General features: G+C 40.5%; 7 protein-coding genes. All 7 read left to right on the forward strand.

The genetic code is table 11. From position 1 onward, the window contains the following. Nucleotides 1–32 precede the first annotated feature (32 nt). The 7 genes from Q0954_RS07455 to Q0954_RS07485 all read left to right on the forward strand — a co-directional run bounded on the left by Q0954_RS07455 (nucleotide 33) and on the right by Q0954_RS07485 (nucleotide 16352). Complete coding sequence (locus Q0954_RS07455) at nucleotides 33–719, forward strand: SMI1/KNR4 family protein (RefSeq protein ID WP_299455532.1); 687 nt, start codon at nucleotides 33–35, stop codon at nucleotides 717–719. Nucleotides 720–1147: 428 nt separating this feature from the next. After that, nucleotides 1148–3193: a tetratricopeptide repeat protein gene (locus Q0954_RS07460; RefSeq protein ID WP_299455534.1), complete on the forward strand. Its 2046-nt coding sequence runs from the start codon at nucleotides 1148–1150 to the stop codon at nucleotides 3191–3193. 35 nt (nucleotides 3194–3228) lie between these two features. Continuing rightward, nucleotides 3229–3870, forward strand: coding sequence for a class I SAM-dependent methyltransferase (locus tag Q0954_RS07465; RefSeq protein WP_299455536.1), 642 nt, complete (start codon nucleotides 3229–3231; stop codon nucleotides 3868–3870). Nucleotides 3871–4256: 386 nt separating this feature from the next. Next, nucleotides 4257–10541, forward strand: a complete 6285-nt coding sequence (locus Q0954_RS07470; RefSeq protein ID WP_299455538.1) for a DUF4157 domain-containing protein — start codon at nucleotides 4257–4259, stop codon at nucleotides 10539–10541. A 304-nt stretch (nucleotides 10542–10845) separates the two neighbouring features. Next, nucleotides 10846–11553, forward strand: coding sequence for a hypothetical protein (locus Q0954_RS07475; protein ID WP_299455540.1), 708 nt, complete (start codon nucleotides 10846–10848; stop codon nucleotides 11551–11553). A gap of 24 nt (nucleotides 11554–11577) precedes the next feature. Continuing rightward, nucleotides 11578–13431: a zinc-dependent metalloprotease gene (locus Q0954_RS07480; protein ID WP_299455542.1), complete on the forward strand. Its 1854-nt coding sequence runs from the start codon at nucleotides 11578–11580 to the stop codon at nucleotides 13429–13431. 602 nt (nucleotides 13432–14033) lie between these two features. After that, nucleotides 14034–16352, forward strand: a complete 2319-nt coding sequence (locus tag Q0954_RS07485) for a transcriptional regulator (protein WP_299455544.1) — start codon at nucleotides 14034–14036, stop codon at nucleotides 16350–16352. The last annotated feature ends 184 nt before the right edge of the window (nucleotides 16353–16536 follow it).

A 16536-nucleotide genomic window follows, 5' to 3' on the forward strand; every position in this document is an offset into this window, starting at 1 on the left:
CAAAACTGAGCGTTTGACATCACAACAGCAAAATGAATTATACTTCAGACCTAGAGAAAATAAAGCAAGAAATAGACAGACACCCTTTGCTGGAAGTAGTAACTTATGAAGTTGCCCTTCCCACAAGTAAAGAACAAATAAAATCAATAGAGCAAAAATATAATATTGTACTTGATCAGGGTTTAAAAGATTTTTATGAACAGGCTAATGGATGTTGCTTACATTGGCAATTAATAGAATTATCGGAGGATGAATATGATGCTAAAGTATATGACAAATTTGGAGATTATGAACCTGATTTAGAAAATGATGAGGAAAACCCTTTTGCTCAAATAAAAATCAATTCACTTGAAGACTGTTTTTTAAAAGACAGCTTTGGTTATGATGACTCTCACGATTATATTTTTCAGTTCAAGGGCAATGAATACATTGAGCATGAGTTTTCAAAAAAACTAAAAATATTAGATGAATACAGCACCTTTTCTTCTATTGCTTATCTATGTGATGCAGCATTTGAATCTGCACCACTGGTAATGTTATCAAGTCATTATTCCAACTGGTGGAACTCACACCTCACTGATTTTACTACTTACTGGAAAATCTTAATGCAGTCCAGAGGAATTACTGAAGTCAGAAGTGATGTTCCAGGAGCCACTGATGGGCATGCACTTCCCCCTCTGAAAGATTTTAAACCAGCAAAGATTCAACTATTTGACTAATCCTGGAGCCAACCCTCACGCTTTTTTCTGTGCTGTTTACTTGAGTAATATCAACGAAAAATCAGGCAAATACTGGCAAAGGTTTGTGGCCTTATACCAAAAACACAGAAAATACCTACCTTTGAAGCTATCTATAAACACCTCATTATCAACACTCTTACCAAGAAAGTAGGCAATAAGTAGATACCCGGTAGATAAATGGTAGATACTGATGACTGGCATTATTACTTTCTTAGGGATAGTTTTCGCTGAGCAAAACAGAGATACGGCTTTTGAACAAACCATTGATGTTTGAAATATTTTTAAATCGCTGCTCCCAATAAAAAACAAAACTTAAAGGCATACTGTATGACTAATGGTATTGGAAGCATAGTACTCAGGTCATTCAAATTGATCACAGGCCTCATTCATCAAAATATTACTAACCAATGACCAACTATAGGTATTTTTCTGTCGGGTTATTTATCATAGGCTGGCTTTTTATGGCAAGCCCCAAACTAATAGCACAAGCTACCCAAGCATCGCCATACATTGAAAAGGAGTACAACAAGACCCCAAAAGCTGAAATAGGTTTTAAGTTACGCCAGTCGGAAGTACTCTTGAATAACTCCCCTCAAAATAGCAGAAAGATAGCGTTGGAGGCATTGTATTTAGCCTCTCAAAAAAAATACAGGCAAGAAGAAGCCAAGGCACACGAACTTATAGGGCAGGCATACATGGCACAGGCAGTACATGAACAGGCACTCGAACATTTTCTGAAAGGACTGGATATTTTACAGAAAATAGAAGATTGGAAAAGGGTAGCTCATATTCTCAACCATATTGCAGTGTTGTACCGACGACAACGCCGCTATGATGAAACTATTAATTACTCGAAGCAGGCACTAAGACTGGCCAAAAAATTTGATCACTACTCTGAAATTGCCCTGGCACATATTAACCTTGGTGGGGCTTATTATTTCAAAAAAAACTACCAAAAATCCATCGAGTATATCCAAAGTTCAATAGATATACGGGAAAAATTTGATGAAAAAACTGGCTTGATCAACTCTTATAACAATATGGGATTGGTGATGCGCAAACTAAAAAAATACCAGGAAGCTTTGAGGTGGTACGCTATGTCGTTGAAGGTAAACAGTGGTGAAAGTGGAGTAAAACACATGAGGTCAGCCACGCTTGACAACATAGGTGATGTGATGACAGACCAGGAAAAATACAAAGAAGCACATGAGTATTATAATGAAGCTTTAAAAATAGCCCACGAGTCGGGGGTTAGCTTGAGGATGATGGAGGCCCACCAAAGTTTGTATGAATTGACCACCAAAGAACAAAACTTCAAGGCAGCTCTTTACCACTACCGTCAATATGTATTGTTGAAAGATAGTTTTATGAATACCAGTATGGGTGTCAAAATGAACAATTTACAGCAAAAACGTAAGATAGAAGTTTCCAAAAAAGAAAAAGAGTTGCTCGAAAAAGATATTAAACTAAAAAAGTCTACCATTTATCGGCAAAAAATACTCACTGCAAGTGCTACAGTTGGTCTGATGCTTATGTTAATTCTTGCATTTGTCATGCATAGAAGCAGGCGTTTTTTACAAGCCCAAAAAGCAGAAATTGACCGTCAAAATCAAGCCTTACTATTTACTCAGGAAGAAATTCTAAGTCAGCAGGAAGTAATTACTGCATCCAACGAACAGCTCACTCTACAAAACTCCAAAATTATGTCGAGCATTCGTTATGCTCAAACCATTCAGGAAGCCATCTTGCCCTTTTCTTCTCGTTTGAAAAAGGTGCTGGGAGAGTATTTTGTATTGTACAAACCCAAAGATGTAGTGTCAGGAGATTTTTATTGGCTAAGCAAGTTAGATCGCTACAAGTTCATTGCAGTGGTAGATTGTACTGGTCATGGGGTGCCAGGTGCCTTTATGTCACTCATTGGATTTTCGTTGCTCAACGAAATTATCAATGAAAAACATCACACTGACCCAAGTGTAATACTGAGACAACTTCACGAAGGTGTTTTCTTTGCTCTAAAGCAAGAGCAGTCAATTAATCGAGATGGCATGGATTTGTGCATGTGTCGTATAGAGGAGCAGGAAGAAGACAATTTAAAGGTAGTATTTGCGGGAGCCAAACGTCCCTTATATTATGTATCGAACAATCAACTGCACACCCTAAAAGGAGATAGAGTGAGTCTGGGAGGCAGACCAATTAAAACATCAAAACAGTTTACCAACCACACACTTTGTATGAAAAAAGGCGACTTGCTGTATTTAACTACTGATGGTTATGTAGACACCCCCAACCCTCAACGGCAAAGCTTCAAACAACACCGCTTACTCCAACTCCTTGATGATTGCAAACATATACCAATCCATCAACAAAAGCATATTTTTGAAAATGTTCTCAATAATTATCAACTAGATGCTGAGCAAAGAGACGACATTACCATTATAGGGGTAAAGCTATGATGGTTGCCATTTTTCTAAACTTTCACTACCACACTTTGAAAACAGATACACAACGAATATACGACTTTTATCAACACTATACGCAAGTACATGGTACTAGCACAGGGTGGTCGAGCCTGGACTATGCACTACGTTTGTATGACTTATCGTCTTCTTGTCCCCATCAACCATGGACTGAGCTTACCAGCATACTTGATATAGGTTCAGGGGAAGGGCACTTCAAAGATTTTTTGCGTACAAAACATCAGTTTAAGGGACATTATACAGGCATTGAAGTAGTACCTGAGTTTCATACAACTGCCCTGGCAAAGTATGGAGATGATGCACAAACCACTTTTATCGATGGCGAGTTTCTAACGCACGATTTTGACACAAACAAGTTTGACTGGGTATTTTCATTGGGAAGTTTAAGCGTGCTTCAACCAAATCAAGCAAAATATGACGAGTTTTTTTGTAAAAAAATGAGGGCACTTGCACGTTATGGTACTACGATTTACCTGAATGACGCTACCTTGACTTGTGCCCTATCTTTGCAAAATGTAAAGCACCTTGCTACCCACAATATAGATGATTTTGTACACATGCTGAGACAAAATTTTTCACCGGCTGTCATAGAGATTCATCGATTGTTACCTGTTGCACCACAAGGAGTAATTATTCACGTCAGATTTTTATGATAAACCACGATTAAGCCTGTTTTTTTCGCCAAGGTTAAAGGTTAAAATGGCCTTGGCCATTTTTTGTACACTTTGCCCCTCCTCTACCTTAAAAAACCTGCTTGGTTCTCTTCTTAATACTCACTGTAAAACATCTAAAGACACAGGGAGAGCCTTATCGGTTCTTTCATTGCTACGTCTGATGTCAGCCTGAAAACCAAGCCGCTCGTAATCAACCACTTACAAACAAAGTAGGTAATTAGTATATACCCACCACTCCTTCCGTAGGTATATTGTAGTAAGGCTATACTGGATATTATGCCTAAATAAGCTCACCTTAAGTACTAAGCAAACCACCATTGTCACACAGGTAATCAGTCACTCGAACTATTCTAAACCTAGTAAAAATGAATAAATCAACCCACTCAGATCAAAATGCCTCTGCTGAACAACAACCTAATCAAGAGCAGCGTCAGGCCAACCCAACGCCAACAAAGCACAACCAAGGGTCAAACTCTTCCATTAAAGCCAAACAAAGACCTATACAACGCAAGCACAAAACGGGGCCTCCTGTTCAAACCAAACATACTCCTATACAACGCCAACAAAAAGCTATTAAGGCTAAACACTTGCCTATACAAAGGTCAACTACCAACCAAACAGGGCTACCTGAGCCGCTCAAAAGTGGCATAGAAAACTTGTCGGGGCATCAGATGGGTGATATAAAAGTACATTATAACTCAAACAAACCAGCCCAACTCAAAGCCAATGCCTACGCCCAAGGTAATAACATTTACCTGAGTCCTGGGCAAGAACAACACCTGCCCCACGAAGCATGGCATGCAGCACAAAACAAAAAAGAAGACATAAAACCTACCACACAAACTAAAGATGGAGTAAAGATAAATGATGACCCCAAGCTAGAGAAAGAAGCTGATATAATGGGCAAAAAGGCATTGCAAACTGGCAATAATAATGCTACTGTGCCTCCCCAAAAACAGCAAAGTAAGGTCAAAAACCAAGAAGTAGTCATGCCCAAATACAAAGACGATAAAGGGAAAGAAACCACCGACCCACAAGACCCAATCGTAGGTAAACTAATCGCCAGGCTCATTCGTGATCAAGTACTTTATCGAGACTTCAGCCCTAAAGTTTTCAAAACAATCGAATTACCAATTGTCCAGCTCATGAACTTCATAGTAAAGAACCCTACCAAAACGTTAAACTATGCACAGATAAAATCGGCACTGATACAAGCTAGAGACAGCCAATTTTTTCCAGTAGAATACGCTCAAAGCAACACTCAAAAAAAATATTCGACACTGGTAAAATACGTCGGGGCGCTGCAAAACTGCCTGAACTTCTATTTGCACGAACTGTATCAATTGTATGATGCTTCAGACGCTCACCAAGCAAACAACTTGATAGATATAGTAGAAAGCATGATGGACAAAAACTATCGTCGTCTTCGTTTGCTAAAAATAGAATTAGCCATGATGGACGACAAAAAAACATTGCTTGATCAATTTTTCGCTCACCTGGACACCCAAGTCGATTTACTCACTAACGCCATTCAAAGATTGACCACACAAGGAACATTGCTGAGTATGGCACCTAAGCTTAAAGAAATAAAAAGCGCAAAGGGAGAGATTGCTTATAACAGTGGCAACAAAACAACTCAAAGTAAACCTACAGTAACCAAAGAAGAGCTACGCCGCCTCAAAAAACTAAGGGAAAGGAAGCATGTGTTTGGCTTTGAAGCCAGGAAAAAGGCACCTGGTGGGCAAAGGTCGTTGGCAACGCACGTGAGTTATTTAAACTTAGAGCCAGAAGAGATTGCAGAGCTGCTATACCATAACCTTTTCAAAAAAAGACTAGGGAAAAAAAACAGATTGGGCTCAAACCAAGCTTATTTAGACCAACTCATCAAGTTGTTGCAACACCGCCACGACACCAGGCAAATAGAACAGGCATTTTATGCCTACTCGCAACAACAACAGCAGCAAAACCCACTACATTTAAGAGAAGCTATAGTGAAATTGTATGGCTTGCCAAGGGTGGGGCAAAAAGGAAGTGCCTCAAGGTATCTGCTTGAGTTGTTAGACAACCAAGGACAGGTTAGTAAAGTGTCCCGTTTGGCGGTTCCATTGGGCTTGATGCAGGGGAATGTATCGAGCAAAATAACTACCGACGAAAAGCAAGTAGTTAAAATTATCAAGACTTGCAACTTACCAGAACTGCACGAAATATGGCGTGTCTACAGGCAACGTTTACGAGCCAACCTAAGCCCTTACAATTATCAATACATTAAGCATTTTTATAGGGAACAAAAAGCCGCCAATGTATTGGCCAATACAAAAGATGCAGGTATTCAGGATAAAGTCAATTTTTTAACCACGAAGGATAAGCAATTAGCTAACATCATTCAAAATCACATTGCAGGGGGCAATCGTTATACGGGCAAAATGAATGTAACCGAGGGGGTGATTAGCCTTAAAGGAAACCGGGAGCGCCTGATAGAAGAAGTAATGGCATGGCGAAGAAAGGCTATAGCCCAAGAACACCATTTGTTTGAAGGCAAACCCGTCATACGTAGTTTTGTGTTAGAGCCTCACAAAGGCTTTGGCTTAGAGTCGCATACTCTTAAACTCCTGCAATGGAAGCATACCAAAGGCACCGGAGAAAAGGCAAAGTTTGCCATACAAAAGATGAAGTACGGCTGGAACTTTGGTGATCGAGAGGCTATTTTGGGCATACTAAAAGCAGGGTTGAGGAACAATCCCAATACTAATTCAAAATCGATTAACCCTGGGCAATCACTCAAGAAAACTGCTCAAGATGTCAATCATTCTATTGAAAAAGAAAAGATAGACGATGATGCATTAATACTGGCTTTTGTAAACCTTCACCGCCAGGTAAGGATAGAAAAAAAATATAGATGGAACCCCTTTAGCCAAAGAAGGCACTACGAGTTATTTGCTGCTATTAACAAATTATCTGATGGAGCCAAAGTTAATTTTATGAATTATTTTTTGCCGCAAGGTAAAAAAATTGACGCACAGCTTTTAAACAACAAAAAACAACAACTCATCGAGGGCAACACACGGGTGAGCCAAGCGCTTGCCAACATAGAACAAACGCTCAAAAAAGCAAAAGTACCCCAAAAACTACGACTTAAAATATTGGGCAAACTGAAATATGGGCGCGATGCTGGAGAAAATTACCTAAAACTAAGGGCGTACGCTGCCGGAAAATACTCGACCAACTGGCGTGAAAATAAGGTGGGTTATATTGATGAGAGATACTTTCAGTTAAAAACGCCCTTTAGCCTCAAAAAATTAAGTCAGCTGATCCAAAACCTTGATCCGCAAGAACTTGCCATTGCCAGAGATGATTGGGAGTTGCATCAAGCATTGATAGACCGTTTTGCAAAAGTTTGGGTCTATGTAAAGTCTCCCATGGGCAAAAGAGATGGTATGAAGGGAGCAACTTCTCATCGTACATTAGCCATTAGACGATTTCGTACACTCATGAAGACTCACTTTGGGGTAACTCCCAAAGACATCGTTCGACACAATCAATACATTGCCTACTATTGGGAGCATCTCAGCGCTGACACAAACCAACAAGTCACCCAAAAAGACAGGCTGCTCAAAGGAAGGACAGAACAACTCAATCAATACAACTCTCCAGAAGCAAACCAGGCTCCTTCTTACCAAAAACATTTGCGTAATGCCGCCAATGCCTCTCAAGATGCTTTACCTTTCAAGGTATATATGGACCAAGTAAAGCATTGGGCAAAAAAACTAGAAGTTGCGTTGGCTGATACTTCTGACCGACACAAAATGTACAATGTATTGATGGAGATATGGCAAAGTGGCGAAAAACTATCTATGGCTTTTCTCCCCCTCTCTGTTCCACAGCAAATCAGAGAGAGGAAGCAAATACTACTCAAAAATCCTTACTATGACCAAACAAACAAAATTACCAACAAAAAGAATTTTTTCCTCAAAGCAATACACAACTATTTAAAATATACCTTGGATCGGTCGCTTGCCAACAAATTAGACCGCTTCACCAGCTATCAACCACAAAACCTACTAAGAGGAATGCGGTCGCGTACCATTGCCCGCTTAAACGAAGGTAAGTTAGACCTGGTGGCAGAGGTAATCAATAGCGCCCACCGTTGGTATAGCCATTCTGGGGCACAGTACAAAACCTTGGTCAAAGGTTCTTTTAAGTCACTGCGAGGCAAGGTATTGTTAGAAGAATGGACTGACTTTGGCCAGCATGAAAATGGGCTTAATGCTAAGAAGAAAAAACAAGGTATGCTCCAACAAAATTTGAACAATGCCAGGGCAGCACACGCCCAAGCTCCTGATGATCAACAAAAACTGAAGGAAGTAGAAAAAGCTGAAAAGGCTTACCAGGACAGCTTTTTTCAGGATGCACGCATTTTGCCGCTCCCCAGAGCAGATCGCTTAAAACATATTAGAAGAATTTTTAGAAATGATGGGCACTACCTGGACATTATCAAAGCCTTGCTGCTACACCTTGCCCAGGCAGCCTCGGCTGATACAGCGTTTATAGAAACACTACAGGAAAGTGGGTATGATTACAAGGAACTTACTCTGTTGCCTCAGTTTTATAAATACCTGACCATAGCCGAACTAGAGAGCCTTGCCGCAGGTAAACGGATCAACCTTCAGTACCGCAAGCTTACTGCAAAATCGGCGGTAAGAAGAGACGCCACCCGAGGGGTAGGAAAAGCTTTCTTTGATTTGCAACAATCGGTGCTGGCTGATTCGCCAGAGGTAGAAGAAAAAAAACAGGCTTTCTCTGTTGCCTATAGCCAGGGAGAAGAAGCTTACGAACGATTTTTGGCGGCGTCTAACAAGCAAAAACAACGCATTATTAGGTTGATCAACCTGGTGGGTACATTGGCAGCTATTCCGCTTACAGGGGGAATGGCTATTGGGGCAAACTTTTTATACTCTGCTGTTGCCTTTGTAGCATTTGGAGCAAAAGCCGCTTTAACCAAGTTCATTGCTCAAACCCTCGATGTACGCTACTCAGACCCTTTGTCGATGCTAGGGAGCGCCAGTTGGAAGGGAATCACCGACACCTCTAAGTTTTTTGTGTTTGGAGGAGGAGCCCAACTAGATAACTTGCTAAAGGTAGGAGGAAAATCGTTTGCTGCCGAATACGCACGCGACTTGGTAGTGCAAAGTTTTGTAAAGCGATTGGGGTATAGTTCGGTAGACGCGGTAAAAGCAGTGGTCAAAGAAAACCCTCAGGTATTTTGGGCTTCTTTGAAGCAAAACTTCCGCCTCGATAATTTTACCAACAAGGCCTTATACGAGTTTATATCTACTGCGTTTGACTCTAATGGCATTGGCGATATCAAGGGTGCTATTGCGCCTTACAAACCGGGCAAGGATACTACTACTACGCTGGGGCAAGGAATAGCGTCGCGGTATGCATTGAACCTGGACTTAACCATTGGCGAAGAAATACACAACCTGGCTCAGCCAATATTCAGTCAGTTAAACAATTGGTATCATCAACCCAAGGCAAGCTACAATTTGTCGGGGGGCAATGGAGTTGCTCAAGATGCAACATCAGGAAGTAATGATCTGGAGCTAAAAATTTTGGCAAACCTGATGGGGGATATTAAAGCAAGTACCCAACACATTCAACAAGAAATCGGAAAGAAAACCAAGCCCAAAAATAACATAGCGCATTTGCTTGACTTGCCCAAGTATAACGAAACTGTAGAAAGTGTGTGTTATCAAATAAAAATTGAAGCCCACGCTTATTTGAAAAACACTACAAACTCTCAGGGAGTGCTGGGAACACAGATTCAAAACTTGCTCCAACTAAAAAATAAGGTAATAGCCCAAAAAGACATCACCCTTCATCAAAGCTTTTTAGAAATGCTTCAAAAAGTAATGCTGGGGTTAAGGATTCTAAAAAAGACGCTCCCTGCAACCAAGTCGACGCACCAAAGCGATTCAGAAGAAAGCTTCGGAATGAGTGCATCGAGTCAAGAAAAAAGTGAGATTTCTTCTGCTACCAGTAAATCACCTCAGCCTAAACCCTATTCGGATAATGGGCAACCACCAAGTGTTTGCCAGTCTCAACCCATTACTGATTTTCTTAATACAATCGCCTCTGGCTGGTCTGACTCTAACGCGAGTCAAAAAAATCCGCTACCCAAGGGAAAAGGAGTCATGTATAACCAAGTAACTGTAGATACCCAAAAAGGAAACACGCAACAAAGTGATTTTCGCCCGCAGATACCATCTACTAACCCTACAAAGTCACTGGCAACACATGGGTTAAAAATAGCCTCAAACCCAGGGACAGGAGCTTATTGTTTTATTTATTCGGTAATGATGGGGCTATTCCAAACTACTGCTGTTCCCAACTATCAACAGGTAAATAAGATTGCACAAAAGGCAGGGGTTACAGGCGGTTGGATCACAACTGACAGTAAAGATGCTAAAAGGGTATTACAAGAAATCAAACAACATTTTACTCTCTCTGAAGACATACAAGTCATCGAAATTCAATGGGACCCTTCAGTTAAAGATTGGCGATTGACAGGCAATGTTGGACTGAGTAAAAGTAGCATTCCTGTAATTATTTATATGAGTCCAGGTCATTTTGAAGCCATAATATCTAAATAATTCTAAGTTAAGATTGTGCTAACATACAACTTGGTCAATTTTATGCCAAAAAAACCATATCCATAACCCTTTGACTTTCAGTAACATAAAAATCAAGTAGACAATTGGTATACACACATAAAGCCTTTAGTAGGTGTATTGTAGTAAGGCTCAATTGGCTATTATGTCTCGTTGGTCTGACCTTGCAACCGCATAAAACCACTAAGCAAGACGGTTTTTTGAGGTATGTTCTTTCAACATTGGCAAAGGACATACCCTTAAAACCATTTCTATTATTTACTTATTAAAAACCATTTCAAAGTTTATGAAAAATATCATTTTATTTATCGGGCTGTTTTTTTATACATCTGCTGGCTGGAGTCAATGGTCAACAAGTGGAAGTCAAGTTTACTACAACAAGGGCAATGTTGGCATTGGCACCAAATCGCCCAGTGCAGCTTTGCATGTATCATCGGGCGGCGATATTCGCTTACGACACGATGGGCGCATGGTATTTGGAGAGTTTCCCGCGGGTGGATGGAGCGAATGGATTCAAAATTCTAAAAAACATAGCCCATACTACGGTTTGTCGTTTTTTTCAGGAGATCAGGAAAGAATGTTCATTGCACGCAATGGTCACATAGGCATTGGCACCAATCGCCCTGGAAGCTTTAAGTTGGCGGTAGAGGGTAAAATAGGCGCCAGAGAGATCAGGATTACTCAGGTAAGCCCCTGGCCCGACTATGTATTTGCCCCTGGTTACACTTTGCGCACCTTGACTGAGGTAGAACAGTTTATCCAAAAACACCAACACTTGCCTGATGTACCGTCTGCCCAAACAGTAGCCAAAGAGGGCATACTAGTAGGACAAATGAATGCAACCTTGCTACGAAAAATAGAAGAGCTTACCCTGTATATGATTGAACTAAAAAAACAAGTCAATCAAAGCTCAGGCATCATCAAACAGTTGCAACAAGAGGTAACTACCCTGAAGAAAGAAAACCAACAGCTAAAGCAAAGCCTTAAAAAATAATCCCCCTAATGATCACAATGACTTATGAAAAAGTTTAAATACTATGGATTTATCCTATGTTGGTGGATAGTCTTTCAAGGGGTAGCTCAACCATTGCCTCAGTTTAAAAAAAGTATTCAACAGGCTCAAAAGGCCCGACGCCATTTTTATCAAATAGGAGAAGTGCCAAGAGTAAATCAAATTCGGGCGCGGGTCGATGCTCCCCAAAATACGCAATACTTTACTTATAGCCCTATGGTGGCTCGCAATGCATTGAGAGCCACTAAGTTTAGCACATTTAGTTTACCCAACGGGCAAAGCAGCCAAGATAATTGGATAGTAGATTTAGTAGAAGTACCAGCCTCGTTTTACCAAATTAAGGTAAGCACGAGTGGTGGAGGTAGTGACCGATCTAATAACAGCCACCAGAAACATTACCGGGGAGTAGTAAGAGGGCTGGAAAGCCAAAGCCTGGTATCGATGAGTTTTTTTGAAGGCGAAATGATGGGAATCGTTTCTATTCGTGGCAAGGGCAACTATAGCATTGGCAAGGTAAAAAACCAAAACGAACTATATGCTATCTCGCTAGATAAACGACAAAACACTAACACATCGGCTACCTGTAGTACTGTAGGGCAGGTGCCAAACTACCCAACCGAGGTCTTATTGCAACCCCAGCGTAGCCGTACCACCAACGCAAGCCGTAAGTGTGTGAAAATATACCTGGAGACTAAGTACGACATTTTTCAGGCGAAAGGGAGTGTGGTCAATGTACAAAACTATGTAGTAGGTTTGTTCAACGAAGTAGCTACTTTGTATGCCAATGAAGACATTCAGATAAGATTGTCTGAACTAAAGATTTGGGACACACCTGACTCTTATACCGCTACTGGCCCGTCTGAATTATTTTATCAGTTTAGAATAAGTCAGGAACTTCACCCAACCAATGCCCACCTGTCACAATTGCTTACCTTCGATCGGAATTTATTGGGAGGTGTGGCTCATGTCGACGCATTGTGCCACTCTAACGCCGGAAATCGTACTTCGGTGGCAGGCTTTTTCGATGGTTATGCTCAAGCGCCTAGTTACAGCGAACCTGTACATATGATGGCGCACGAACTAGGACATTTGATGGGCTCTTTGCACACCCACTCTTGTGTATGGAATGGCAACGCTACTGCCATTGATGGATGTGCTGGTTTTACCGACTCAGGTTGCCCAGTGCCCAACGTGCCTTCTGAGGGGGGTACCATCATGAGTTATTGCCAGTTCAACCCGGTAGGCGTTGACTTTACCTTGGGGTTTGGGTTGCAACCCGGCAATCTCATACGCTATAAGGTAGCCAGCGCGAGCTGTGTGACGGCTTTCGAAAACAACTGTAAAGCCAGCTTGTCGCTTACCAAGACGCTTCATAATGGTCAAACAATTGTTCAAGAAGCTATTTATAGCATTACTGCCAACCACCCCATTTATTATGGCGCAAGTGCCACTTATGCAGCTGGTTTGGAAGTTGTTTTAACCGATGGGTTCCGGGTAACTCAAGGGGGTGAGTTCTCGGCATTTATTGGCGGAGCCTGTGCGAGCACACCCGCTATAAGTACCCACTCACCTATTTCATTAAATGCTCCCTCTGCCGCCAAAGGCTCTATAGAAATGAAGCTGTACCCCAACCCTACCCACGGAAACTTTACCGTGTTCATTCCAGCAAGTACTTCGCCTTTTACTTCTCCCCCTGGTTTGCTGGTGGTGTATGCTTCGTGGGGAACTGAAGTGTTTCGCCAAAAAGTAAAGGCTGGAGACAAGGTGAATGTTCAGCTCAAGGCCTTGCCTGCTGGCATTTACCTGGTAAAATACGCAGCAGGTGAGCAAATCACACTCAAAAAAGTGATGCTGAAGTAAATCACTGTTGTCAGATTTACCTGACCTAAAGCTTTAAATCAATTGAACACAGCCAAAAGGTTGAGAAAATAATTCTATAGAACATAAGTAGCAGCAAGTCCTTAGATACCGATGAATATCGGTGCAATTAGCTATAAGTCCTTAGATACCGATGTATATCGGTGCTACAAGTAAAAGTAACTCTCTAATAATATGATAGTTATGCTTACATGTTAGGTGTATTTAATTTTGTCTTGGTACATACTATTAGATATTTTTTGGTTGTGAAGACACAAACCGGGGCAACAGCTAAAATGTCCAACAGTATGTCTACAGAAGTCAAAAATCGCCAAAGATGACTGGTAATTTCCCCAGAAATTCTTTGGCGATTTTTTTTACTTTATCGGCAGGGTTAACCCACATAATAAAGGAATTCCTTTTTATATCTCAAAAAACTTGTTAAACTCAAGAAATCACCTGGTGTTCATCAGGTACTTTGTTCTCTTAGAAAGCTTTATTTTTTTTCGTTTTACTAATTAATTTTTACAGCTTTAAATAAGTCAATAAATATCATTAAAATAGCTGTTATATTTTGTTGTCCATCCGAATTCAATATTGCGTCTATGAAACAGAAGAACCTTCAAAGCTTTTTAATGATGCTTTTAGCTTCCCAAATATTATCTTTTGGATTGACTTACCAGGCAAAAGCTCAAACATCTATCAAAGACTCTCTGCAAAAACTGCTAAAGACTAACTTGACAGATAAAAAACGAGTAGATACTTATAATTTACTCGCCAAACAGTATCAGCGTGCCGACTCCCTAAAAGTCACTCAATTTAGTACAAAAGCCATAAGCCTGGCTCAGCAAATAAACTACCCAGAAGGTATATGCGATGCTTACTATCAATTAGGCTATAACTGTATGGTGAGAGGGTATTTTAAAAATGCCAGACAATTCTATGAAAAAATAATACCTCTGGCCAAGCAAGTGACTTACCACAAAGGCTTGCATCAGGCATATATAGGGCTTGGTATTCACCTCAACTTTCAGGGAAAGTTTCCTCAAGGAATGGAATACTTTAAAAAAGCGCTGAAAATTGCTCAAAAAGCGAATGATCTCAGTTTAATTGCCAACGCCCACACTACCTTGGGTATTACTCATTATCGGTTGGGCAATACAACAAAGGCGCTCAAACATTACCAGAAAGCATTAAATATCCACCAGAAGTTGGGTAATAAAAGGGGCGTTGGGCAAAACTACAACAATATGGCACTGATTTATGAGCGGCAAGGAAAATATGCCAAAGCATTGGCTAACTATCAAAAAGTATTACAAATTTTTAAAACACTAAAAGAAGCAGCCTCTACAGGCAGTGTATTAAATAACCTGGGAAACATCTACAGAATTCAAAACAGCTACTCAGCAGCGATTAAGCACTATCAGGAATCATTGAAAATTTGGCAAAAGGTAGGAGATCACAGAAATGTAGCCTTGGTATACACTGATATTGGGCTAACTTATCAAGTACAAGATTTGTTTCCACAAGCCATTGACTACCACTTAAAAGCTTTGAAAATTTCGGAAAAGATTGGGGAAAAATCTGGCATGGCCAGAAGTTACTACAATATTGGGGCTATACACTACAGACAAAAAGATTATACGTTGTCAAGAAAATACTACCTCAAATCTCTTCGAATGTTTACCAAAACAGGGCAAAAAGCATCTCTGATTAAAGTGTACCGGGGAATTGCCACTACTTATGATAAAGGTAACAAGCATAGTCGCGATAGCGCCGAGGTGTACTTTAAGCAAGCGCTGAAAACCACCCTTGAAGTGGATGACAGAGAGTTCTTGGGGAAAATTCACGAAGACCTGGGAATTTTTTACAGAAACCAACAAAAGTATGCGCTATCATTAACACATCTTCAAAAGGCCATTGCTATTCATAAAAAACAAAAACAAGCACACTACCTGGCACACGCCCAGGTTTCGCTCGGTAATACATACTACCAACTGAAGGAGTACCCAAAAGCCAAAAACCTATTGGTAACCGGTACCCAACTTGCCAAAAAAATTGGTGCTACCAGCACTGCTAGTTTAGGATACGAGACCTTAGCCCTTACCCATCAGAAGTTAGGTGATTATGAAAAAGCTTATAACAGTCACTTGTTATTCAAAACAATGTCCGACAGTTTGTTTAACCAACAAAATACCCGAAGGATTGCCCAGTTGGAAGCTCGTTATCGCTTTCAGGCAGAGAAAGACTCTATCAGCATTGTTAATCAAAGAGAAAAAGCCTTGCTTCGTGCTGAAAAAGAACGGCATACCCTTTTGAACTATTTATTACTGGCAGGCATCATGGCTTTCCTAATTATTGGTGTGCTTATTATACGTCAACATAGGTTGAGGTTACGCAAGAACCAATTAATCCAAAGCCAAAAAGAAGCACTATATCAGGCAAACCTAGAGAAAGAGCAAATACAGCAAACACACCTGCGAAAAGAACTGGAACTAAAAAACCAATCGTTGATGTCTCAAGCGCTGCATATTCAGCAAAAAAACAAGTTCTTGGAAGAAGTAAAATCTGCTTTACCTGAGTTCACCAAAGAATCAAAAGAAGAAGTAATCCCTCAACTCAAAAAAATAAAACACATCATTCATCGTGGGCTACAATCAGATAAAGACTGGAAAAAATTTCAGCACTACTTTGAAGAAACTTACCCCCAGTTTTACCAGGAACTGACAAAACAGTTTACCAATCTATCTCCGGCCGACTTTCGCATTAGCGCATTACTACGCCTCAACCTCAACACTCAAGAAATAGCCGATATACTGGGAATTTCTTACCGAAGTGCAAATATGGCACGCTACCGCCTTAGAAAAAAACTTGCCTTGGATACTGATGATAACCTTATCAGTTTCTTGATGCAATTTGGATAAAACTGGAGTTATACTTTGAACGGGATGAAAAGTCGCAAATCAAATTCGCTGAAATTTCAAAGACAATAAACTTTCGAGTTCTTTTTGGTGATCTTGATTTGCCTCTTGGAGTGTTTTGTCAATAGCATTTTTAAACGCCTGAAAGCAGTCGTAAAACTTAGCGTAAAGACACTTCTTTTTTGTC

The organism is uncultured Microscilla sp. (assembly GCF_947493425.1).
In the GTDB taxonomy this organism is placed as follows: Bacteria; Bacteroidota; Bacteroidia; order Cytophagales; family Microscillaceae; genus Microscilla.

Excerpts from the sequence above, each read along its gene's own strand:
- Q0954_RS07480 (WP_299455542.1), top strand. The coding sequence starts at position 11,578 with ATGAAAAAGTTTAAATACTATGGATTTATCCTATGTTGGTGGATAGTC.
- Q0954_RS07470 (WP_299455538.1), top strand. The coding sequence starts at position 4,257 with ATGAATAAATCAACCCACTCAGATCAAAATGCCTCTGCTGAACAACAA.
- Q0954_RS07485 (WP_299455544.1), top strand. The coding sequence starts at position 14,034 with ATGAAACAGAAGAACCTTCAAAGCTTTTTAATGATGCTTTTAGCTTCC.
- Q0954_RS07455 (WP_299455532.1), top strand. The coding sequence starts at position 33 with ATGAATTATACTTCAGACCTAGAGAAAATAAAGCAAGAAATAGACAGA.
- Q0954_RS07475 (WP_299455540.1), top strand. The coding sequence starts at position 10,846 with ATGAAAAATATCATTTTATTTATCGGGCTGTTTTTTTATACATCTGCT.
- Q0954_RS07460 (WP_299455534.1), top strand. The coding sequence starts at position 1,148 with ATGACCAACTATAGGTATTTTTCTGTCGGGTTATTTATCATAGGCTGG.